The 23,660-nt window shown below is 52.4% G+C and carries 17 protein-coding genes and 1 pseudogene; 6 read left to right on the forward strand and 12 right to left on the reverse strand.

Annotated elements, in window-relative coordinates:
• Nucleotides 1-188: 188 nt before the first annotated feature.
• Together DPQ22_RS04150 and DPQ22_RS04155 are read left to right on the forward strand one after the other, a co-directional pair.
• Complete coding sequence (locus DPQ22_RS04150) at nt 189-1,409, forward strand: lytic murein transglycosylase (RefSeq protein ID WP_150213428.1); 1,221 nt, start codon at nt 189-191, stop codon at nt 1,407-1,409.
• Nucleotides 1,410-1,503: 94 nt separating this feature from the next.
• Nucleotides 1,504-2,772 carry an SGNH/GDSL hydrolase family protein gene (locus tag DPQ22_RS04155; protein WP_150213430.1) on the forward strand — a complete coding sequence of 423 codons (1,269 nt, stop codon included), beginning with the start codon at nt 1,504-1,506 and terminating at the stop codon, nt 2,770-2,772.
• 306 nt (nt 2,773-3,078) lie between these two features.
• Here DPQ22_RS04155 and DPQ22_RS09270 read toward each other — a convergent pair whose 3' ends face one another.
• On the reverse strand, nt 3,079-3,207 hold the full coding sequence (locus tag DPQ22_RS09270; protein ID WP_256371550.1) for a hypothetical protein: 129 nt from the start codon (nt 3,205-3,207) through the stop codon (nt 3,079-3,081).
• 321 nt (nt 3,208-3,528) lie between these two features.
• On the opposite strand from DPQ22_RS09270, the gene DPQ22_RS04160 reads away from it, so the two are divergent.
• Nucleotides 3,529-3,957, forward strand: coding sequence for an NINE protein (locus tag DPQ22_RS04160; RefSeq protein ID WP_150213432.1), 429 nt, complete (start codon nt 3,529-3,531; stop codon nt 3,955-3,957).
• A gap of 1 nt (nt 3,958) precedes the next feature.
• Here DPQ22_RS04160 and DPQ22_RS04165 read toward each other — a convergent pair whose 3' ends face one another.
• On the reverse strand, nt 3,959-4,381 hold the full coding sequence (locus DPQ22_RS04165) for a metallopeptidase family protein (RefSeq protein ID WP_150213433.1): 423 nt from the start codon (nt 4,379-4,381) through the stop codon (nt 3,959-3,961).
• A 360-nt stretch (nt 4,382-4,741) separates the two neighbouring features.
• Between DPQ22_RS04165 and DPQ22_RS04170 the strand changes: the two genes are divergently transcribed.
• Nucleotides 4,742-5,053, forward strand: a complete 312-nt coding sequence (locus DPQ22_RS04170; protein WP_150213436.1) for a TM2 domain-containing protein — start codon at nt 4,742-4,744, stop codon at nt 5,051-5,053.
• Between the two features lie 172 nt (nt 5,054-5,225).
• Here DPQ22_RS04170 and DPQ22_RS04175 read toward each other — a convergent pair whose 3' ends face one another.
• Complete coding sequence (locus DPQ22_RS04175) at nt 5,226-7,295, reverse strand: M3 family metallopeptidase (RefSeq protein ID WP_150213438.1); 2,070 nt, start codon at nt 7,293-7,295, stop codon at nt 5,226-5,228.
• 397 nt (nt 7,296-7,692) lie between these two features.
• Between DPQ22_RS04175 and mgtE the strand changes: the two genes are divergently transcribed.
• Nucleotides 7,693-9,111, forward strand: a complete 1,419-nt coding sequence (mgtE, locus tag DPQ22_RS04180) for a magnesium transporter (RefSeq protein WP_150213440.1) — start codon at nt 7,693-7,695, stop codon at nt 9,109-9,111.
• 751 nt (nt 9,112-9,862) lie between these two features.
• Here mgtE and DPQ22_RS04185 read toward each other — a convergent pair.
• From DPQ22_RS04185 to recR, 3 genes and pseudogenes are all read right to left on the reverse strand, one after another.
• Nucleotides 9,863-13,033, reverse strand: a pseudogene (locus DPQ22_RS04185) (efflux RND transporter permease subunit); the annotation flags it as partial.
• A gap of 1 nt (nt 13,034) precedes the next feature.
• Nucleotides 13,035-14,606, reverse strand: a complete 1,572-nt coding sequence (locus DPQ22_RS04190; RefSeq protein WP_190323142.1) for an efflux RND transporter periplasmic adaptor subunit — start codon at nt 14,604-14,606, stop codon at nt 13,035-13,037.
• On the reverse strand, nt 14,563-15,162 hold the full coding sequence (gene recR, locus DPQ22_RS04200; protein ID WP_150213446.1) for a recombination mediator RecR: 600 nt from the start codon (nt 15,160-15,162) through the stop codon (nt 14,563-14,565). The genes DPQ22_RS04190 and recR overlap by 44 nt, the downstream gene beginning before the upstream one ends.
• A 625-nt stretch (nt 15,163-15,787) precedes the next feature.
• Here recR and DPQ22_RS09275 point away from each other — a divergent pair.
• Nucleotides 15,788-15,916 carry a hypothetical protein gene (locus tag DPQ22_RS09275; protein ID WP_256371551.1) on the forward strand — a complete coding sequence of 43 codons (129 nt, stop codon included), beginning with the start codon at nt 15,788-15,790 and terminating at the stop codon, nt 15,914-15,916.
• Nucleotides 15,917-16,293: 377 nt separating this feature from the next.
• Here the strand turns inward: DPQ22_RS09275 and DPQ22_RS04205 are convergent, their stop codons facing one another.
• The 6 genes from DPQ22_RS04205 to DPQ22_RS04230 all read right to left on the reverse strand — a co-directional run bounded on the left by DPQ22_RS04205 (nt 16,294) and on the right by DPQ22_RS04230 (nt 23,616).
• Complete coding sequence (locus tag DPQ22_RS04205; RefSeq protein ID WP_150213447.1) at nt 16,294-17,208, reverse strand: metallophosphoesterase family protein; 915 nt, start codon at nt 17,206-17,208, stop codon at nt 16,294-16,296.
• 450 nt (nt 17,209-17,658) lie between these two features.
• The gene (cyoD, locus tag DPQ22_RS04210) at nt 17,659-18,060 is read right to left on the reverse strand and encodes a cytochrome o ubiquinol oxidase subunit IV (protein ID WP_150213448.1); all 402 of its coding nucleotides are present in this window, start codon (nt 18,058-18,060) and stop codon (nt 17,659-17,661) included.
• Nucleotides 18,060-18,725 (reverse strand): cytochrome (ubi)quinol oxidase subunit III, encoded by a 666-nt coding sequence (locus DPQ22_RS04215; RefSeq protein ID WP_150213449.1) that lies wholly within the window; start codon nt 18,723-18,725, stop codon nt 18,060-18,062. The genes cyoD and DPQ22_RS04215 overlap by 1 nt, the downstream gene beginning before the upstream one ends.
• Entirely contained in the window at nt 18,722-20,749 is a 2,028-nt protein-coding gene (locus DPQ22_RS04220) for a cbb3-type cytochrome c oxidase subunit I (protein WP_150213450.1), read from the reverse strand. Before DPQ22_RS04220 ends, DPQ22_RS04215 begins: the two co-directional genes overlap by 4 nt.
• An 85-nt stretch (nt 20,750-20,834) precedes the next feature.
• Nucleotides 20,835-21,788, reverse strand: coding sequence for a ubiquinol oxidase subunit II (gene cyoA, locus DPQ22_RS04225; protein WP_150213451.1), 954 nt, complete (start codon nt 21,786-21,788; stop codon nt 20,835-20,837).
• A 577-nt stretch (nt 21,789-22,365) separates the two neighbouring features.
• Complete coding sequence (locus tag DPQ22_RS04230; protein ID WP_150213452.1) at nt 22,366-23,616, reverse strand: DNA replication/repair protein RecF; 1,251 nt, start codon at nt 23,614-23,616, stop codon at nt 22,366-22,368.
• Nucleotides 23,617-23,660: the final 44 nt, after the last annotated feature.

Below are 23,660 nucleotides of genomic sequence, written 5' to 3' on the forward strand. Positions count from 1 at the left end.
GGCCGGCACTGTTTTATTTTCATAATGGATAAATCCAGTTTTATCAAAAGGTTTTTAGCAGTTTTACCACCTGTCCAGTCCTTTTGGCGACAACCCCTTTTTAACTTTTGTCCGCTATATCTGCGGGGAAATGCCGCCTTTACCCGGCAGCCTCTCAATATTCTCCAAAAAATGAAATTATTCTGGCAATGAAAAATATAATAACAAAAATACATTTGGCTATAGCTGCCTTGATATTCGCGGCCTCTATGCCGTTTGCCGCGGCCGCTGCTGCCCAGACAGATTTCGGCCAATGGGTGGCGGGTTTTCGCCAAACAGCTTTGGCCGCCGGCATTAGCGCCAAAGTGTTTGACCGCGCTTTTCAGGGCGTTGACGCGCCTGACCCGCAAGTGCTGCAAAAAGCGGCCTTCCAGCCGGAATTTGTCGACCCGACATGGAATTATTTTGACAATCGCATCAATGCGTCCATTATCAGACTGGGGCGCAAAAATGCGGCAAAATGGGCCGGCTGGCTGACAAAAATTGAAAAGCGCTTTGGTGTTGACCGCAATATTTTACTGGCTATCTGGTCAATGGAAACCGGCTATGGCGAAATTATGAAACGCGATGATGTCATGCGCGATGCCATTCGCTCTTTGGCGACACTGGCCTATGCCGATCCGAAACGGGCGCGCTATGCCCGCACCCAGTTGCTCGCCGCGCTGAAAATTCTGCAAAGCGGCGATATTGACCGCGCGCATTTGCGCGGCTCCTGGGCCGGCGCGCTGGGACATACGCAATTTATCCCCAGCAGTTATCTGGCCTATGCGGTGGATATAGATGGTGACGGCAAGCGCGATATATGGGATTCCGTGCCGGACGCGCTGGCCTCAGCCGCCAATTTGCTGGCAAAGAACGGCTGGCAGCCGGGCTTGCGCTGGGGTTATGAGGTTATTTTACCGCCGGGTGGAAAAAAATTACCCGCCGGCCGGCTCAGCTTCCGGCAATGGCGAAATCTGGGGCTGAAATCGGCCACAGGCGGGCGCCGGCCGCCGGACGCTGAGGCCGAGCTGAAATTGCTCGACGGCCGCAACGGCCCGGCCTTCCTGGTTACCCGCAATTTTTTTGCGCTGAAACGCTATAATAATTCCGACCGTTATGCCCTGGCTGTCGGCCTGCTGGCCGATGCTATTGGCGGCCGACCGGGCCTGAAGCAGGATTGGCAGCGCCCTTTTACCCCGACAAACAGTGATGAAAAAGCCGAAATTCAGCAAAGGCTGAAAGATCTTGGCCTTTATGACGGCGCGATTGACGGCAAAATCGGCTCCGGCACTCGCACAGCTATTGCCGCTTTTCAGAAACAACATGCTCTGGAACCGACAGGTTACCCGTCCAAAGACATATTGCAGCTTTTGCGGCAAAACCGTTAACAGTGCCGCCAATATACCAGTAAGAGCAAGAGCAAAGGCGGGAATAGGCAGCCGACTATAAGCGGGAGCAGCGAGCAAGGAAGGTGACCGGCAGGTGAGCCAGATTTATAAGCGCCAGCGAAAACAGCATAAAAAACCCGGCAGCAGCAAATTATGGGCAGCTTTGTTTTTTGTTTTGCCTTTGGCTGCCTTTTTTGCCTTTGGCCCGCTTTTATCAAGCAATATCGGGCCGGCTGAGGCGCAATTCTGGCATAGAGAGAGAAATTCTGCCGCAGAGGGGCAAGGCCGCAGCAAAAACAGCACGGCCGCCCTCAGACAGCGCAGCGGCAGGGAGCCGGGCGAGCCGCACCGCTCATTCTGGGACAGGCTGTTTGGCCGCCACCCCAAACCCCAGCCGGAAAGACAGCAGCCTGTGCAAACAGCGCCGCTTGTGCCGAAAATCAACAGCATTGCCAAAAGCCCCAATGCGCGGCGTGTGCTGGTTATTGGTGATTTTACCGCCGCTGCTCTGGCTGAAGGCCTTAACCGCGCTTATAGCGATAATGCCGATATTCTTGTGCGCAGCAAGACAGAAAATAATTCCGGCCTTAATCGGATAGAGGTTTATAACTGGCCGGCAGCTATCTCGACTGTCATTGCCCGGGAAAAACCTGATTTGATTATTGTCATGCTTGGCGCCAATGACCGCCAGCCGCTGAAACCGGCCGATAACCAGGCCGGCAAACAGGCTGATTTCGACACAGAAGAATGGACAAAAGCCTATATTGCGCGCATACAAAGCCTTGTTCAGGCGCTGCAAAAAAGCGGTGCAATGTGGCTGTGGGTGGGCCTGCCGGCCTTTAAGCAGGAGAATTTAAATGAAGCCGCCTTGAGTTTTAACCGCTTGTATAAACAGGCAGTGGAGCAGGCAGGCGGCCATTTTGTTGATATATGGGAAGGCTTTGTCGACGCTCAGGGCGCTTTTGCCCTTTCCGGCTATGATGAAAAAGGGCAGACAGCGCGTCTGCGCACTAATGACGGCATAAATTTTACCGCGGCCGGGCGGCGCAAACTGGCTTTTTATGCCGAACAGGCGATTGAACTGCTGTGGGGCGGCACCTTAAAACAACCGCAATCTGCCGAGCCGGCAAATTCCGGCAAAGTTCTCAACGGGCGCGTTGCCCCGGTTAACCCTATGGATATAGGCGCGGCCGGCAAGCCGTTTCTTGTCGGGGGGGCGGCTGTTTCCCCATTGCCGGCGGCAGGAACAGCCGCCACTGCGCCGGCAAAGCCGGAAAACAGCGCCGCCATAGAGCAAAATCAAAGCCGGCGCGGCCGGGCTGACGATTTTAATCTGCCCCAGGCGCAGCCCGCTGCCCCTTAAAGGCTGGTGGTTATGCCCCGGCGGATAAAAGTGAGGCCGAACATTGTAATAGGATAAAAACCGCTTTGGAAGGCAAATTATCAGGCTTTCAAAGCTTTTTTGAAGACAAGGAGGGTGATTTCAAATAATTTTTGCAGGGTTACACATGGCCCGGCAGTTTTCTGCCCAATCTGTAGCGCGCTGAAATTTTTGTCAAAAAATAGACGGGTTTTGGCAAAAACGCACCACGCCCCAAATTTATGCACTACTGGATAATCAGGCGTCAGAGATAACCGGCGCCGGCAGCCAATCTGACGCCTGCTCATGCTATGCGTTGCGCATCGGCACTTTCTTAGCGTCCTGATGCTTCGTGCCGGTGGAATAGCGCATATCTGCTGTCTCAATACGGAACCCTTCAAAAAACCTGTAAATATCAGCGTGCGCATTGAGCGACATAATAAACCGCCCTTTGATGCCGGCGAGCAATTCAGCCAGCCTGGCAAAATCCTCCCGAGCCGGCCAGGCCGGCTGTCACATTCTGCCCCGCGCTATTGCCTGATTTTTATGAAAAATTCCATATTTTCCTGCAAATCTCCGCCTCTCTCCCCTATTCCGGAATCCTGTGTCAAAGAATTCAGATAATAAAGAGAATTGCCTTTTGCCGGTGCCCACTTTATTTTGCCGCCGGCAGGCCTATTTTATGAGCCAGGGCACTCCCGATTTACCACCGCCCGAGTAAAATCTGGCAAATTGCGAAAAGCAGCTTAAATCACAATAATGTATTTATCACCCGAACAGCAGATTTTAATCCGCAAACATGTGGCCGCTGATAGCCCCTCTCCTGCTATGGCCTATGGCTTATGGCTGGTTTTCGGGCTTTTTGGCGCCCATTATTTCTATTTGCGCCGGCAGCTTTGCGGCTTTGTCCGGCTCATTGCCGCTTTTTGCGGCCTGGCTCTGATGGGATTGGGCATTGCTTTTGGCGGCACACCGGCAGACGGCCTGTTTTATGAGCCGAGCCTGAGCGATATTCTCCGCTCTTCACAAAGCGGCTATGGCCTCCTGCTGTTTTACAGCGGGGCGGCCATTCTTGCCGGTCTTATTATCTGGTGGCTGGCCGATGCTTTTTTTATCCGCCGCTTTATCCAGCGCATAAGAGCGCGCAACCGGCAAAATATTATCGCTTTTTATCAACAGGCCTCATAAATCAGGCCGCATCTGTCAGCGCCGCCATATCTTCATCACTCAGGCCGAAAGGGCGGCCAAGCTCCTGCAACAGCAAATAGACAAGAATTTCGTCCAGCGTTTCTTCATTTTCCGCCCAATAATCCAATATTGGCCGGCGGAACAACAGCACCCGGCTGGCTGGCTGCTGCCCGGCTGCCAGCGAAAAACGGCTGCCCGGCCCCGGCCCTTCAAACAGGCTCAAAAGCTCAAAAGGCGATTCCAGCCCCATATCTTCCATCAGGCTGTCTTCCGGAAAATCGGCAACACAAAGCTCTATATTGCGGCTGAATCGGCGCAATTTTTCCGGCAGGTGAGAAAAACTGAGCCGCGCCAGGGATTCCAGCTCGGCCAATGTCGGCGCCAGCCGGTTGCCCCAATCGCCGCTATTATCCAGATAAGCCATTTACTACCACTATTCCTGACACGACAGGCGCTGCCAAAAGCCGCCTGTTACCCTGATTTCACCGCTGCCGGCAAGGCCATACCGGCTCAAGCCCGGTCAACACCCAATTTTGGCACAAAGAACATATTCCGGCAAAAGGCAAAATTTCTTTACAAAAACGGGCAGAAATTTGCTCATTTACCGGCTTTGCCCGATAAAACAACCTCTTTTAACTGAAACTCGCCCCATTTTAAAGCTTTTCTAATAAAACAACGCAAAAAGATAAAATATACTGTGGCGACAGCCCTTTTGCCAAAGGCGCCGCAATAGCGTATAAGGCCAATAAAGGCGGGGCTGGCACTTAAATTCCGGGAAATATTTATGACAGAAAATAATCAGGCACAGCAGAGCTATAGGCTGCAAAAACAGCTTTTAATTGAACAACGTCTCAGCGGGGAGGGCAAATCTGCCGCTATTGCTTATATTTTATGGGCTTTATTGGGCCTGTTTGGCGCCCCCCGTTTTTATTTGCGGCAAACAGGCACCGCCATTGCCATGCTTATCCTCACCCTCACAGTTTTCGGCACAATTATCAGCACTATCTGGTGGCTCATAGACGCTTTTCTCATTCCCGGCATAGCGCGCAATTATAATGACGCCTTGCGGCAAAAACTGGCTTATCAAATTCTCTGACTGCCGGGGGCAGGAAAATCCGCCGGCATCGACAAACGGCATCAACACTGGCAGCGCCGGGCAGCAATAAAGCCGGGGAATGCCGGGCCGGCGCGAGCCGCCGGCCGCCGCCCGAAACAGCGCCCGATAATCAGGCACCGCTTTTGGCCGCCCCTGCCTGTCTCTGCCGGTATTATTCCTCCAGCCCTCTGTCTTTTATCATGGCCGCCGGCTGCGGCATGCGCCCGCGAAACGCCTGATACAAAGCTGCCGGCTCTTTTGTTCCGCCGGCGGCATAAATATGCCGGTAGAGCTTATCGGCAATTTCCGGGTTAAAAACATCACCGCTCGCCTCAAAGGCAGCAAAAGCGTCGACGTCCATCACCTCCGACCACATATAGGAATAATAGCCGGCGGCATAACCGTCTCCGTCAAATATATGTTTGAAATGCGCCGGGCGGTGCATCATGGCAATACCTTCCGGCATATGCAGCCTGGCCAGTTGTGCTTCTTCAAAAGCGGCGACATCGGCCACATTAGTGCTTTCATGCAGCTCCATATCCATCAGCGCCGAGGCCGTATATTGCACCGTATCATAGCCGGAGGTAAAATTTTTGGCTTTATGGATTTTCTGCAAAAATTCACGCGGCATAGCCTCACCCGTTTTAGATGAGCGGGCAAATTTTGCCATTACCTCCGGCGTGGTCAGCCAATGTTCATAAAGCTGCGAGGGCAGCTCAACAAAATCGCGCGCCACAGAAGTGCCGGAGACAGAAGGCCAGCGCACATCAGAAAGCAGGCCGTGCAAGGCATGGCCGAATTCGTGAAACACAGTGCGCGCCTCATCAAGCGACAATAATACCGGCCGGCCTTTGGCGCTTTGGGCAAAATTGCAAATATTATAAATAATCGGCCGGGCGCCGCCCTGCAATTTATGGCCGCTTTGCAAAGCGCTCATCCACGCGCCGGATTGCTTGGAAGGGCGGGCAAAATAATCGCCAATAAACAGGCCGATTTCCTTGCCTTGCCGGCGCACCTGCCACAGCCGCGCTGTCTCATGCCACAGCGGCACATTGTGAATTTCGGTAAATTCCACACCAAACAGGCGCCCCGCTACATAAAAAGCCGCTGCCAGAATATTATCCAGCTGCAAATAGGGCTTTAATTGCGCTTCATCAAAAGCATATAATTCAGCTTTCAGCTTTTCTGCATAAAAACGCCAGTCCCAGGCTTCCAGCCTGTCATTATGGCCGCTTGCTGCCGCAAATTCACGCAAGGCATCGCGCTCACTTGCCGCTTTTTGCCGTGCTTTTTCCCAGACAGGCAGCAATAAATCCATCACATTGCCGGCAGTTTTGGCCATGCTGTTTTCCAGCTTGAAGGCCGCATAAGTGGGAAAGCCCAGCAATTTAGCCTTATCCGCCCGCAAGGCCAGGGTCTCGCGCATAATTTCAGCATTATCAGTGGCACCGCCGCGGGCGCCGCGCGCCTGATAAGCTTTCAACACGGTTTCGCGCAAATCACGGCGGGTAGAAAAGGTCAAAAACGGCACAATAACCGCGCGGGTCAAGGTCAGGGCATAAGAACCCTCCCGCCCGTGCTCCGCCGCCGCGGCGCGCATAACGGCAATCGCCTCTTCCGGCAGGCCGGCTAAATCCGCCTCGTCCAGAAACAGCACCCAATCGCTGCTATCCTGCAAGACATTCTGGCCGAATTGCGCCCCCAGCACGGCCAGCCGCTCATTTATTGCCGCCAGGCGCTCCTGCGCCGCCGCCGGCAGCGCCGCGCCGCTGCGGATAAAGCCTTTGCGGCTCTCGCTCACCACCCGGCGCGTCTCACTATCCGCCCCCAATGCGGGAAGTTTTTGGTAAAGCGCCTCTATTTTGGCAAAAAGCGCCGCATTCATCATTAACCGGCTGGAAAAACGCGCTAATTCAGGCGCAAATTCGCGCTCCAGCCGGCGGATCTGCTCATTACTATGCGCCCCGGCGCGCAAAAAGAAGATAGAGCACAATCTGTCCAGCCTTTGCCCTGAAAGCTCAAACGGAATCAGGAAATTTTCAATGGTCGGTGCTTCCTTAATTGCGGTCAGCACGTTAATTTCACTTTCTGCCTCAGCCAGTGCCTGCCTGAAAGCGGGGGCAAAATCAGCATCGGTAAAAGCGCCAAAATCCGGCAGGCCATGTGCCCCGTGCCAATCAAGCAAGGCTTTTACCCCTTGCGGCGTGGAATTTTGCTGCTGTTTTTTTGCCTGGTGCTGCATGAGCCTGACCTCGCTTTGTTGATTATCATATTTTGGCACCCTGGCCTGCTATTGCCTCTATGAGCAATTTCACCCCCCGAAGGCCAAGCCGCCTTGCTTCCTTCATATGGTTTGCCGCCAGGCCGATAACAAGAGCCGGGAAAGCCGCGGCAAATGTGTTTTCCTGCTTTTGCTGCGCCCGGATCATCTGCCGGAAAATGCAAATTCATGTTGATAAAATTCGTGAAAAAGCATTATACGCCCGGGCGGGCACCCCGCCCGCTTGACATTGCGGCAAAAAGGAACAGATTTCCCTTCATATATTCGGCCGGAATAATTGAGGCCGCAAAGCAGCCCGGGCCGGCGGGCACAAAAGCGCACAGCCGCACTATTTAAAGCAGGACGACGAGGATAAAACATGGCACAAAATGACACGCCGACACTGCCCAAAACCACGCCGCCTCAGACTGAAACCGAGCAGGAATCGGCAGAAATCCTGGCCGGTAAATTAAGCAGCCTGCGTTTTGCCGATGCTGTTGATATTGTCAACCGGCTGGATATTGAGCAGGCGGTGCAGGTTTTTGTGCAACTGCCGCTGGATTATGCGGTTGAGCTGTTTGACAAGCCGGAGCTGCAAAATGCCGCTCATATTATTGAGGCTTTACCCGGCGCCCGCGCTGTCGCCATTCTCAACGGCATGTCGGCCGACCAGGCGGCCGATCTGTTCCAGGAAATGGACGAAGAATCGCGCCAGCGCCTGTTTGTCCAGCTCCAGCCGATTACCCGTAATGAGCTGACCCGGCTTTCCGCTTATCCTGAGCATAGTGCCGGCGCTATTATGACGACCGAATTTATTGCCGTGCCCTCCAGTTGGACAGTGCGGCGCACACTGGATTATATAAAGGAAGTGGAGCGCACCCGCGAAACGGTTTATACAACCTATATTGTTGACCCGGTCACCAGCAGCCTTATGTCGTCTATCAGCCTGCGCCGCCTTATTCTAGCACAGGAGGGTGATAATATTCTGGACGCTGCCCAGCATAATAAGCCGATTACGGTTACCGCTTTGACCGACAGGGAGGAGCTGGCGCGGCTTTTCCGCCGCTATGACCTGCTGTCCATGCCGGTGGTTGACGGCGAAAGCCGGCATGTTATCGGCATTGTAACGGTTGATGATGTGCTGGACGCCATGACTGAAGAAATGAGTGACGATACGCATAAATTTGGCGGTATGGGGGCGATTGACCAGCCTTATATGCAAACCGGTTTTTTTGAAATGCTGAAAAAACGCGGCGGCTGGCTGTGTATCCTCTTTCTCGGAGAAATGTTGACCGCCAGCGCCATGCAGCATTTTGAAGGGGCGCTGGAGAAAGCAGTAGTGCTGACTTTATTTATTCCGCTTATTATGAGTTCCGGCGGCAATTCCGGCTCACAGGCCACCTCGCTGATTATCCGGGCGCTGGCGCTGGGTGAAATCAAGCTGAAAGACTGGAAAAAAGTTGCCCTGCGGGAGCTGCCGACCGGGCTGTTGCTGGGGCTTATTCTGGGTATTATCGGCTATATTCGCATTGTTCTGTGGCAAAAAGCGGGGATTTATGATTATGGCTCACATTGGGTTCTGGTCGCTTTTACCGTAACCTGCACCATTATCGCCATTGTTGCTTTTGGCTCACTCGTAGGCTCCATGCTGCCTTTTGTGCTACAGGCTCTGGGCTTTGACCCGGCCAGTGCTTCGGCGCCGTTTGTTGCCACTTTTGTCGATGTTGCCGGTGTTTTGATTTATTTCTCTATTGCCATGCTGCTGCTTTTTCCCTTTATCGGCTTGAGCCATAGTTAAAGCACGCTCAGATTTAAAGTTATAAAAGCCGCCGGGCGGGAGGCGGCCGCCTGAAGGGCGCACTTCACAGGCAATTTGCTGCCAAAGCAGGCGCATGGGCAGCACAAAATGGGCAGATAGGCACGAAGCCGGGCGGAGGGCGGCCGCTCTCCCCTGCCTGCGCCAAACCCTGCCGTCCCGGCATGCGGTCTGCCGCGTGCCGGAAGGGGAGAAGTGCCGCAATAGCAGCAGCTCCTCGGCCCTGCTTATTCTGCCTGTCTCGATATTGGCCTTAGCGGTTTGCCCGGCGCTAATAACAGCGCCGGTGCCTTGTCGCGGCCGCGGCTCACCGACTGCCCGCTTTTGCTTCTCAGTCTTGCTGCCGATAAAGCGCCGCTCCATGCCCGCGCCCTTGTCCCCTATGGCGGCGACAATATATTTTCATCTTTTTAGTCTTTTATTGTTTTTTCTGCTTTTTTGGCAGCCTGCCTGCTGCTGCCGGCCGGGTTTTCTTTCGCACTGCCGGCTTTGGCAACGGCTCCGCTGCGTCATCAACCAACGGGCTGAGGTCATGCGTCACTGTCTCAGTAATATTTTTTGCCGCCTTTACCGGCTGCCGGCGCCGCATGGCAGCAGCCGCAGCTTTTACAGCTCTGCCGCCTGCCGCATATAATTTATGGATAATCCGGCTAAAGGCTGCCGCACTACCGGCCAAAGCGCCAGTGCCTGCCTGAACCAACCCTGTCTGTGCCGGTATTTTGACCCGCGCCAGTGCCGCACCGGCAGGCGCGCCGCCGCTTTGCGGGGTGGGCGCGCCGCCATTGGGCGGCAGGGTCACGCCGGTTTTTTTATCACTGCCCCGAGTGATGATATAATAAAACATCGGCACAAAGAAAATGGCAATACAAGTGGCAAACAACATGCCGCCCATAACGCCGGTGCCGATAGCATGGCGGCTGGCCGAGCCGGCGCCGCTGGCGCGCACCAGCGGCAATACACCCAGAATAAAAGCCAGCGAGGTCATAATAATCGGCCGGAAGCGCATTTGCGCCGCCGAATAGGCAGCCTCCATAGCGTTTTTGCCGCTTTCACGCTCTTGCGAGGCAAATTCAACAATTAAAATAGCGTTTTTCGACGCCAGGCCCACCAGCGCCACCAACCCTATCTGGAAATAGACATCATTGCTCAGGCCGCGCAGCCAGGTAAACAGCAGCGCCCCGGTTATAGCAAAAGGCACGGCAGTGATAACGGCCAAAGGCAGGCTCCAGCGCTCATATTGCGCCGCCAAAATCAGAAATACCATAATAATGCCGAATATCATGGCCGTATTGCCCTGACCGCTATTGGTCACCTCCTGATAAGAAGAGCCAACCCAGGCAACCTGATAATCCCGCGGCAGCAGATCCTGCGCCAACTGCTCGATAATCCGGATCGCCTCGCCAGTAGTATAGCCCGGCGCCGGCGCCCCCAGCACCATCATAGCGGGGAAGATATTAAAGCGCTCCAACTGATCAGATCCGACTATGCGTCTGGCATGCACCAGGGCATCGAGCGGCACCATTTCTCCCCCGGTGGAGCGGACAAAAACCTGCTTGAGATCTTCCGGCGTCTGGCGAAACTCCGCTTCCGACTGTAATTTTACCTGATAATTGCGGCCGTAAAGGGTAAAATCATTGATATAAACATTGCCGAAAGTGGCCGAAAGCGCGTCATAAATGCTGTCGATCGGCACATTCATGGCGCGCGCCTGCGCCCTGTCTACCTGCAGATCATATTGCGGCACATTGGCATCAAAAGTCGTGCGCACCTGTGACAGCTCGGGCCGTTGATTGGCGGCGGCAATCAGCTTTTGCGCCTGTTTGTAAAGCTCGCTATAGCCATTGCCCGCCCTGTCCTGCAGGTAAAACTGGAAGCCGCCCGTGGTGGAGAGGCCGATAATCGGCGGCGGGTTAACCGGCAAAATAAAGCCGTCTTTGAGGCCGCTGGTCATGCCGATCAGAGTGCCCACCAGATTGCGCGTGTCCTGGCTGGCCTTTTTGCGCTCGCTCCAATCCTTGAAGATAACAAACATCACCCCGGCGCTGGGTTTCAGCCCGCCGGCCAGCATATCATAGCCGACAATCGAGACCACATGGTCAATAATCGGCATATTGAGGAAGATCTTCTCTGCCTGGCGCATGACATTATCGGTGCGCGCCAGCGAGGAGGCCGGCGGCAGCATGGTAAAGGCGATCATATTGCCCTGATCTTCAGCCGGCACCAGCGCCCCCGGCACTTTTTTAAACAGCACAAAAGCCGCCAGACAAACGGCGACAAACACCGCCAGCCCCAGCACCACATGACGCAGGAAAAAACCGACACCGCGCAAATAGCAGCCGGTTATCCACTCAAAGGCGCGGTTAAACAGCACAAACACCTTCCACGGCGCGCCCTTATCGTCCTTATGCTTTAACAGCAGGCTGCACAAAGCCGGTGCCAGGGTCAGCGCCACCAGGCCGGAAAGCACCACGGAAATGGCGATAGTAATGGCGAATTGCTTATACATAACCCCGGCCATGCCGCCCATAAAGGAAACAGGGATAAAGACCGAGCACAAGACAAGAACAATGGCAATAACCGGGCCGGAAACCTCGCGCATGGATTCCACCGCCGCATCATGCGGGGTCATGCCTTCTTCCACCAGGCGCTCAACATTTTCCAGCACGACAATGGCATCGTCTACCACAATGCCGATAGCCAGCACCAGGCCGAACAAAGTCAGCATATTGATAGAAAAGCCCAGCACATACATGCCGGCAAAAGTGCCGATAATAGAGATAGGCACGGCAATAACGGGGATAAGCGTGGCGCGCCAGTTTTGCAAAAACAGATAGACAACAATAATAACCAGAATCAGCGCTTCAATAAAAGTATGCACCACTTCTTCAATCGACACATTGATAAAGGTGGTGGTGTCATACGGCACCGACCATTCAACCCCCGGTGGGAAAGAACGCGCCAGCTCAGCCATGCGGGTTTTGATGGCGGTCATGGTCGCCATGGCATTGGCGCCGGGCTGCAAATTGATCATAATCGGCACCGCCGGATCGCCGTTATGGCGGCTGTCGGTAAAATATTGCTGCGTGCCAAGCTCCAGCCGCGCCACATCTTTCAGCTTCAGCGAGGCGCCATTAGTATCGGATTTGAGAATAATATTGCCGAATTCCTCAGTCGTTTTCAGCCGCCCCTGGGTGGTAGCCGAATAAGTATAAGCGCCGGAGACTTTTTCCGGCTGGTCGCCAAAGCGGCCAATGGCATAATCATTATTCTGCTCGCGCACAGCGGCGATAACATCGGTCGGTGTCAGCTCATATTGCGCCAGCTTGTCGGGGCGCAGCCAGATACGCATGGAATAATTGACATTGCCGAAAATAGAGGCGTCCCCCACGCCGGGGATACGCTTGAGATCGTCAATCACATTAACCAGCGCATAATTGCCGACCTGAGCGCGGCTGTAGCTGCCGTTTGTGCTCTGCATGGTCACCACACCCAATATGGCCGAATTGCGCTTATCAACGGTCACACCAAGGCGCTGCACTGTATCGGGCAGATTCGGCATAGCGCGCTGCACCCGATTATTGACATTGATAGTCGCCTGATCGGGATTGGTGCCTTGGGCAAAAGTAACAGTCAGCCCCATAGTGCCGGCAGCGTTGGAGGTGGATTTCATATAAATCATATTATCCACGCCGTTAATCTGCTGCTCCAGCTGCACCGCCACGGTCTGCGCCACAGTTTGCGCGCTGGCGCCCGGATATTGCGCCTGCACCGCAACTTCCGGCGGCAGCAAATCAGGATATTGCGCCACCGGCAAAATACGCACGCACACCAGCCCGGCCAGCACAATTATGATAGAGATAACCGAAGCAAAAACAGGCCGGTTGATAAAAAAGCCGTAATTCATCTCACCTTCCCTGCCCGGCCGCCGGCGGCGCCACAGGCTTGCCGTCCAGTGCGGTCACGGTGACCTTCAACTTCGCCCCCTGCGGCAGGGCAACCAGCGCATTGCCGACACTGAACTGCCCCTCGGTTATCACTCTTTCACCGTCCCGCAGGCCGATATAAACCTGCGGCGCTTTGGTGGCCTCCTGCCCCGGCTCGACATAGCTGTCTTCCTGCGCGGCGGCGGCGGTCTGCCCGGGGGCCAGCAGCCAGTTCCGGCTGGCAAGCTGGCGGTCAATGCGCACCGGGCGCTTTTCCACCTCGCCCTGCGCGCTCACCACATAAACATACTGGCCGCTATTATCCTGCATCAGCGCCTGCTCAGGCATGGTCAGGGCATTATTGACCTTCAGCCCCTGCACTATCAGGCGGACAAACTGCCCCGGTACCAGAATATCGTCCGGATTGGCAACAATAGCGCGCACCCCCAGAGCACCGGTAGCCAGGTCAATCCGGGGAGAGGTAAAATCCACCGTGCCGGCGCGGGCATAATCATGCCCGTCACCAAAGCGGATCTGCACCTTGAGCGCGCCCGGATCCTCCCCGTGGCGGCGCATATCGTCCATCAGCCGGCGGATAGCGCGGGCATCGTCTCCGGTATAGGAAAAATTGATATAAACCGGGTCGGTCTGGGTGATCGTTGTCAGCAGATTGGAGGAAGCATCTGTCGCTATCAAACTGCCTTCCGATACGTGCTCGCGGCTGGTCATGCCGCCTATCGGCGCGGTAACTTTGGTATATTCCAGGTTCAGCTTTGCCTGCCGCAACTGCGCTTCTGCCTGCTGCACCGTAGCGGCATCGGCATCGCGCTTTGCTGCCATCTGGTCGCGATAGGCGGTGCTCTGGAATCTTTTCTGCCACAAAGCCTGGGCCCGGTCGGCATCGAGCACGGCCTGGGCATAATTTGCCCGCGCCTGCGCCAGTTGCGCCTGCCGGTCGGCATAAGCAGCCTCATAAATTGCGGGGTCTATTTCAAACAAAAGCTGATCCTGCGCCACCCGCGCGCCTTCATCAAAATTGCGTTTCAGCAAAATGCCGCCGACACGCGCCCGCACCTCGGTTTCCTTATAGCCGGCCACCCGGCCCGGATATTCATAGCTAACCGGCACGGTGGCCGTGTGCACGGTTACCGCGCTGACCTGCGGCGGCGGGGCTTTTGGCGTTTGCCCGGCGCCGCAGGCTGCCAGTATAAAAACCGGCAAAACCGCAATAAAGCCGGTTAAAATCCTGTAGAATAACTGCATATTTCCCAAAGCCCCTTTGCACCCGCCCGGCAGTATCCCTCGCGCTTTGCCAAAGCCTTTATGGCAAAATACCGCCTTTGCCGCAAAATCCGAATCCGCTCGACAAACCTGCCGCATACACCATAAAATCGGCGTATATAAGGCAGAACAGGGCAAAGCTCCGAAACCGAAACCGAAACCGAAACCGAAACCGAAACCGAAACCGAAACCGAAACCGAAACCGAAACCGAAACCGAAACCGGCTCTGTCAGGAACGCGATTGCAAAGCAAGCGATAATGTGCCCTCGTCAAGATAGTCCAGCTCGCCGCCAACAGGCACGCCATGTGCCAAACGGGTAATTTTAACCGGAAAATCAGCCAGCATAGCGCCAATATAATGCGCCGTTGTCTGCCCGTCTACCGTAGCATTAACCGCCAGCACAACCTCCTCTATCCCGCCATGCGCCACTCTTGAGATCAGGGGTTTAATATTAAGCTCATCAGGGCCTGTCCCCTCCAGCGGCGACAGGCGCCCGCCCAGCACATGATAGCGCATATGCGTGGTGCCTGCCCGCTCCAGCGCCCATAAATCCGCTACATCTTCCACCACAATAAGAATGGCGTCATCACGCCGCGGATCGGTGCAAATCAGACAGGGCGCCTGCGTATCAACATTGCCGCATACAGGGCAAATACGCACTTTATCAAACACATTTTGCGCCGCTATTGCCAGAGGGCCGAGCAATATATCTTTCTTTTTCACCAGATGCAGCACAGCCCGGCGCGCCGAGCGCGGCCCCAAACCCGGCACACGCGCCACCAGCTGGATAAGCCTCTCAATTTCAGCTCCCGCATTATATTTGGCCATAAAAGTTTTGCTGTCCTTATACTATAGTGACGCATAGCATTATTTGCGCCGGACGGAGGCCGGCTGACCGCCGCTTTGATTACACCCGGCAATATAAAACCAGACACCCGGCCTAAAAGGCAGAGTCTAACAATTTTGCCGCTAAAATAGAAAAGAATTTTCTGTTTATCCAATATTATTTGCCGGCCGTGTCAAAACTGCCGGCGGCATTGCCGGCTGCCTGATGAAAATATCTTTATTTTTTCATAAAGATTTCTACAGAGTTTAATTATACTTTCTTGACATAATCACTCCAAATATAAAAAACGAAGAACTATGTTAGTAAGTAATAATGAGGCGCCCGGCTTACCTATGCGTAATGAAAACGGTCAAAAAAACTATATTTTCCTCAATAATGCCGATACGGACAGAGCAAGAGTAAATTTTGTAAAGCAAAACCTGTAAAAAGCGGGCTTTGCCTCATGGATAGATAAAGAGCGTCTTATTGGCGAGCAGGTTTTTGGCACAATTATAGAAAAACCTTGCAACAGGCGGCGGTGATTATTGTATTTTATCTCATCTCTCTGTCAATAAAGCCGGATTTTTCCCAAAAGATCCGGGTTGGGCAGAGCAGGAGCTCCTCACTATGCCGGAAGGCAGAATTGCCGTTTTACTGAATAAAACGGTAAAAATTCCGGCTTTTCCAGAAAAATTACAATATATTGTGCGCCGTGACAAAAACTTTCTCGATAAGCTCATTACCGCTTTTGCTTAAGCTTTGGCCGGCCCTTTAAAACCGTATTCCAGCACCAATACGCTCCAGAAAATGCGCCGCCTCACTGAGCAAGCCCTATATGCCGGCCTCATTGCAAAAATTTGTCGTTGATGAATATTTATCCGCTCATTTAATCCGGCGAAACCTGCGCAAAAATCAGCCTTTACTATGTGCCGCAGCGTTGGGAGACGCGCCACCGATTATCAGGAATTCGCCTGGCCGCCGCCGGATAATCAGGTGAGTTTTGACCGGGCTTCTTCAGCTTATTTAGCCAATATTAGCGCATGATAAAGCGCGCCGCGTCCTTTGCGGGTAAAAACAGAGCACCGCGAAAAATTTTAGAACTGCCGGTAGGCCAGGCTGTAAATAATTTTCCTTTAATCCAATAAATCCACGTCCACCACGCAGCCTATGGCATTTTCCGCATTTTTCAGGCTGAAGCGGCGCAACCGGCAATGCCATTCTCCCCGCCGGTTTTTGCCAATACTGAACAAATTATAACCGGCCGGCGGTTTATGACCGCCAAATTTTTGTGCTGCGGCGGCCGCACCGACAACGGGAACCCGCTTTTGCCTTCCGTTGCTGCCGGCTTTGCCCTGAATATAGACCAGACTTGGCAAATGCGTATGGCCATGAATTATCAGCTCTGCCCCCGCTGCTGCAACAGTTTTTTGAAAGCGCTTTATTCCCCATAGCGCTCTTGAGCCTTTTGTCGCGCCATAATAAGGCGGGTGATGAATCATCACGACCCGAAACAGCCGCTGCTCTGCCGCCTGCTGCAGTAAGAGAGAAAGCGCCCGCGCCTGAGAGGCGCTAAAATAACCGGCGGCAATAAAAGGCGGCGTGGCAATGGCAGAAGAAACACCGATAAACGCTATTTCTCCCCTAATGTGCATATAGGGAAAAGCCGCCCTGGTCACGAGGCTGTCGCTCTTTATCCACGGAGCAAAAACAGTGCAGGCCAAGGCTAGAGCCCCCGGTACATAAGCATCATGATTGCCGAAAACCAGTGAAATATCCTGCACCGCCCCAAAAGAAGCAATTTTTGCCCGCGCCCGGTCAAATTCTGCCGGCAGTGCCAAATTCACCAAATCACCGCTAATCGCCAAATGCTGATAAGTCTGCCGGCGAATATGCTGCAAAATTGCCTCAAACGCCCCGGTTGGCACGGAAGCCTTGCGTTTAAGTTGCCAGTTTGCATAACCGATCAGCCGCTTATTAAGCAACTGCCACCAGCGCGCCGGCGGCAGCGGCGCGAGATGCAAATCAGAAATATGAATAAAATTATACATGAAAATCCCTGCTTTTGCCGGGTTTCAAGCCAGATAAATAGCTCATTTGCCTGATTGCCGGCATTATTTTCTGTTTAAAGGTGCCGATTACAGTATAGCTCATCAGAAAAGCGGGTCAAGCTGCGACCCGCCGAACCGGCACAGCCGGCAGACGGAAGCATAGCTCATCGGGAAAGCGGGTCGGGCTGCGACCTGCCGATACCGGCACAGCCGGCAGACGGAAGCATAGCTCATCAGAAAAGCGGGTCAAGCTGCGGCCCGCCGAACCGGCACGGCCGGCAGACGGGAACATAGCTCATCAGAAAAGCGGGTCGGGCTGCGGCAAAAGCAGCAAGGATTCGACAATGACCTTCATCAGATTTTTAGCCGATAAAAAAGCCCCGCATCACAAATGCGGGGCTTTAAATCTATGTTTTTATCAGCGCGCAAAGCCGCCATAAGTAAATATCATCACTGTGCCTGCGTAGCAGCCGGCGCGGCATTGGCAGGATAAATAACATCTGATTGCTCAATACGGCCGGCACCACCCATTACCTGATAATTCAAATGCCACATCACCCACCATGTTCCGGCAATAATAATAAAGACGCAAACAATAGCAGCCCACATAGTGATAATATTATACCTCGCGTCCGGCCCGTCCGTTAAATGCAAAAAGAAAGTAATCTGAACCATCATCTGCACCAATGCCAGCCCCAGTAAATAAAGAACCTTGGCGCTAACAGACCAATCGGCGAGCCAGTTATTCATAACCGGAAGAAAAGCTGCCAGTGTCAAAAGCACTGATAGAACAAAGCCGATAACATATTTGGCGATAGCCGAGCCATGTGCCGTATGTGTTTGTTCAACCATCACAAAACTCCCAAGAGATAAACAGCCGTAAAGACACCAATCCACACAATATCCAGGAAGTGCCAGAAAAGAGACAAACAGCCGAGGCGCGCTTTATTGCGCGCGGTCAAACCGTGCATGCCCAAATGGACAAACATGCAGACCATCACAACCAGACCGGCGGTTACATGAAGACCGTGCAAGCCGACAAGCGAGAAGAAAGCCGACCAATAAGCCGCAATACCACCGCCGCGACCGTCATCAATTCCGTTCGCATAGGGGATAATATTCCCCTGTGCATCGCGTAAATAAGGAGCACCCTCAGCAAATAAATGGTGGAACTCATAAAGCTCCATGCTGATAAACAGAGCGCCCAGGATAAAAGTGATGAAGAGCCATAAACGCGTTGCCGAAACACTATTTTTCCGCACGCCTATCATGGCAAAACCATAAGTAATGGACGATGTCAACAGAATGAAGGTTTCAATCAGAACAAAATTCAGATCAATGAATTCTTTCGGTGTCTCCGCAGAACTGTAAGATGCAGAAAAGACAGCGAAATTGGCGAAAAATGTAGCAAAAAGAAATAAATCCTGAAGGATATAAATCCAGAAGCCGAGTATTCTGGTGGAGCCATCATCATGATGGCCCCCTGCCTGTGCTGTTTTTATCATTGTAGGACTCATGCTTTTCTTCCTTTTGCCTCAATTCGCGCAAAGGCCTCCTCATGCTCTTGCACTTTTGCCGCAGGGATATAATAGCCATCATGATCGCCAAAGAAGGAGTAGCAGATAAAACTGGCCACTGCTCCGATAAAACAGAGCATTACAAGCCACCAAATATGCCACACCAGAGCAAAGCCGAGAATAAGGGCAAATATGCCGATCCAAAAACCTGCCGCTGTATTGGAAGGCATGTGAACAGGCTGAAAACCACTGGTTTTAATTGGTTTCCCTTCCACTTTCATCTGCCAATAAGCATCAGTAGTAGAGACTTGCGGCACAGTGGCGAAATTATAGGGCGGCGGCGGTGAAGATACTGACCATTCCAGCGAACGCCCATCACCCCAGGGATCCGCTTTCCCCACCGGTAAATTGCCTTTGAGCTTGCACCCATGGATAATAGCCAATATGAGCTGTAAAACCAGAGACAAAATGCCGAGAGCGATAATAAATACGCCCACAACCATGACAATATAATAAATCTGCCAGGCAGGATCCATAAAGTGTTGCATACGGCGTGTTGCACCCTTTAATCCGACAACATAAAGCGGGAAGAAAGCAACATAAAAACCGACAAACCAACACCAGAAACTGGCAATACCTAATGTCCGGTTCAGTTTGAAACCGAAAGCCTTCGGGAACCAGAAAACAAAACCGGCAAGATAAGAAAAGACAACACCGCCGATAATTGTATGATGGAAATGCGCCACCAGAAAGGCTGAATTATGGAAAGCCCAGTCTGCTGAAGCGAGAGACAACATAACACCCGTCAGACCACCGCCGACAAAAGTGAAGATCATACCCATGCACCACAACATTGGCGGCTCAAAACGGATACGCCCTTTATACATGGTGAACAGCCAGTTGAAAATTTTAACACCGGTCGGAACAGAAATAATCATCGTCATAATACTGAAGAATGTATTAACGGCGATACCTGCCCCCATGGTGAAGAAATGGTGCACCCAAACCAGGAAGGACAAAACAAGAATGACAAGCAGAGCCCAAATCATGGCTGAATAACCGAACAGGCGTTTGCTGGAAAAAACCGGCACGACTTCAGACAAAATACCAAAAGCAGGCAAAACCAGCACATAAACTTCCGGGTGGCCGAAAACCCAGACATAGTTTATCCACACCATTGGATTGCCGGCGCCGTCATTGGTAAAGAAATGGAAACCGAGATAACGATCCAGCGTCAGAAAAATATAGGCGGCCATTAAAACCGGATAAATCATCAAAATAAGCGCATTACTGACAACGGCAGACCAACAGAAAATCGGCATTTTCATCAATGTCATGCCGGGAGCACGCATTTTGAAAATCGTTACCAGAAAATTTATCGCCCCCATTGTCGTTGCCACGCCTGATAGTTGTAACGACCATATATAATAATCCACCCCGGTATCAGGGCTGCCGCTCAGACCGGAAAGCGGCGGATAAGCCAGCCAGCCCACACGGCCAAAATTGCCGACGCCCAAAGAAATATTGATGAGAATAGCGCCGGCAAAAGTCAGCCAGAAAGAGAGATTGTTCAAAAACGGGAAAGCGACATCACGCGCGCCGATTTGCAATGGAATGACAAAATTGAACAAACCAAACAGCAGCGGCGTAGCCATGAAAAAAATCATAATCACGCCATGCGCGGTAAAGATTTGATCATAGTGCTCAGGCGGCAGATAACCGCTGCCCTCTCCCAGCGCCATGGCCTGATGCGTCCGCATCATAATAGCATCGGCAAAACCGCGCACCAGCATTACGACTGCCAAAACAACATACATAATGCCGAGGCGCTTATGATCGACTGAAGTGATCCAGTTGCGCCACAAAGATCCCCACCAGCCGAGCAATAAAATCCCTGCCACTACCAGAACCGCAATCACCACTATGGCCAAGCACGTATAGAGAACTATAGGCACCTGTCCCAAGGCCTCAAACGGAGCAGCCGTAGGATCACCCATCAACCTTCCAAATAATTTCCCAAACATTTTCTAACCCGAATTTTAAAAATTCCTGTTTAAACGAGGCGAAAAGCACAGCTCTGCGCCCCGTCATCGACTAGTGTCACCCGCTTTATTTGACCGCAACCACACCAGGGTCAAAAACCGAGCAGAGCTGCCCCCAAAGGGATTTTGCAGCAGCGATTTTCATCAATTCCTCATTGCAAACCGTGCCGCTGACAACGCAGCGATTAACAACACGGTAATAAAGATCTTTTTCAACGCCGGAATAATAGGCCACCGGATTACCCTGGCTTGCCTGAGCCAAATTGAGGTAAGCAGCACGATCCAGTCTGTTGCGGCTCTGCCGCGCTTTTGCCACCCAGGCATTAAAATCACCCCTGGATACAGAATGCCAATCAAATTCCATACCGGCAAAACCGGCGCCGCTATAATTGGCCGAGCGCCCTTTATAAACACCGTCTTCTTTGGAGATAAGATGCAGTTTATCATTCATTTGCGGCATAGCGTAAAGGACGGGGCCAAGCTTCGGCACCCAAAAGGCATTGACCGAATTTTCCGCCGTCATCTGAATGAGAACCTGGCGCCCGGCCGGCGCGTAAATTTCATTCACCGTAGCCACACCATATTGCGGATAGATAAACAGCCATTTCCAGTCAAGAGCAACGGCATCAATCTGCAATATAGGTTCATTCCCGGCGACCGATTCCGGTAAAACTTTCGACGGCTCAAGCTTATGAATATAGGTAGCCGACAGCACCGCAAGAATCGAAACCATACAAATGGGGATAATCCACATCCAGAATTCCAGCTTGTGCGACCCCCCCCAATCCGGGAGATATTCCGCATTTTTGTTGGAAGCCCTGTATTTAAAGGCAAAAACTACCACTGCGATCATGACCGGGATAACGATCAACAACATAAGAACAAAGGAAACGACAATCAGATTCCTCATCTCTTTACTGACATAGCCAACCGGCTGCAAAACAGCGATATCACAACCCGACAAAAGCAGCATCAAAACCGCTGCGCCGAAAAAATAGGATATTTTTTTTATATGTTCCATTTGATCCTGCCCTCTCATGCCTTATTTCGTCATGAGGACACTCGCGTCACCACTAACCGCCCGCAGCAGAAACCCCTGCCCGGACGACCTCGATACCAGCACCAAACGCGAATCGTTTGTGCGATTTTATTTTTGCGAAACCCAGCTCCATAAAATCTACATTTCACAGAAAGGCCGCAGACCTATTCCAAATCGCCCGCTATTTCCCGCTCAAAAAAGCTCGAGCGAACCGGACAATCAGCAGCCCCCCAGCAGGAGCCGGCGTAAATACGGCCTCATTATGGCGACTATAACCGTATCTCTATCATTTGGCAAAGGCTTTTATAACGGCCTGCGACAATAGAGCACAGTTTACTCTTTTTTTCCTGGTTTATCCCCCGGAAAATCAATATTTATTTGCAGGCGGCGCAGAATCTGAAAACAGCACAAATGCGCAATAAAACCCGCCGTAACAACAGCGCGACTCATGCTGAACCGAAATTCAAAAAACAATATTACCGGAAGGCATAAAGCATTATTCTGGTGCACAATAAAACCCGATATATTATTTTTTAAGATTTTTTCATGCCGGAATATTTTACGCTTCACTTTGCAGATAACCATCTTTAACATGAAAAAATTCGGCTCGCTCTTTTAATGCGGCAAACAATGTTTTATCTGTGCCGGTCATAAAAGCCTGCGCCTGTAAATCTTCTAAAATAGCAAATAGCGCTTCGCGTCTTCCTTCATCTAAATGTGCGGCAATTTCATCGAGCAGCAGGATAGGCGTCATGCCTGTCAGCTCGGCAACCAGATGCGCATGCGATAAAATCAATCCCGTTAACAGGGCCTTCTGTTCGCCAGTCGAACACAGGCTCGCCGGCATATTTTTTTCTTTATGAAAAACAAGTAAATCACTGCGGTGCGGCCCTTCCAGGCTGCGCCCGGCCAAGCGATCTTTTTCGCGATTTTCACGCAGATAATGATAAAAAAAATCTTCAACATCAATGGCCGCCTGTTGCTGTAATCTGTTTTCCAGCAAACCGTCAACCATAAGCACAGCCTGTGGAAAACTGCCTTTATGCAAAAGCGGCTTTGTTGCAGCTCCCAAACAGCGCATAATTTCCTGCCGCGCTGCGGCAATAGCCGTTCCAAGCTCTGCCATTTGTGCTTCTATCGCCTCAAACCAATGAGAATCCGCCGCAAAGTCGGCCAAAAGGCGATTCCGTGATCGCATGGCTTTTTCATAATCAATAACCCGGCGCGCATGGCTGCTATCCAGGGCCAGAACCAGGCGATCCAGAAAACGCCGTCTCTCGCCTGCCGGCCCGATAAACAAACCGTCCTGAGCCGGGACAAGCCAGATAATACGGCAATATTCCGCCAGAATTTCAGCCGGACGAACAGCACCATTAATATGCACACGGCGGCTGACTGATTCCATTTTGCCCGGAAAAACCGCATTTTTTGCCGAAGGTGACACAATAAGCCCTGTGCCTATCTGCGTGTCACCGTAAAGAGAAGAAGCAAGCCGGGCGGAAACAGCAAAATTTCCGCCCGGCCCAATATTATTATTGTGACTGCCGCCGGATTCAGCAGAAGAAATATCGCTATAAGCGGCGCGGCGCAAACCGCGTCCGGGGGATAAAAGAGAAAGCGCCTCCAGCAGATTCGTCTTTCCCGCTCCGTTCAAACCTGTCAATATTATCCGCCCGGCAGAAAAAGCCTGTTTGAGGCTTTTATAATTACGGTAATGCGATAGCGCAATTTGCCGCACATAAACTTTTTGAACAGATGAGGAAAGAGAGGCGGAGTCTTTTTCTTCCGCCGGCAAAATAATGGCAGACATAAACCCTCATAGCAAGAAAACACCTGCCCCTCTCACAGGCGCAG

Origin of the sequence: Candidatus Tokpelaia sp. (assembly GCF_008636115.1) — a bacterium.
GTDB lineage: Bacteria > Pseudomonadota > Alphaproteobacteria > Rhizobiales > Rhizobiaceae > QLZD01.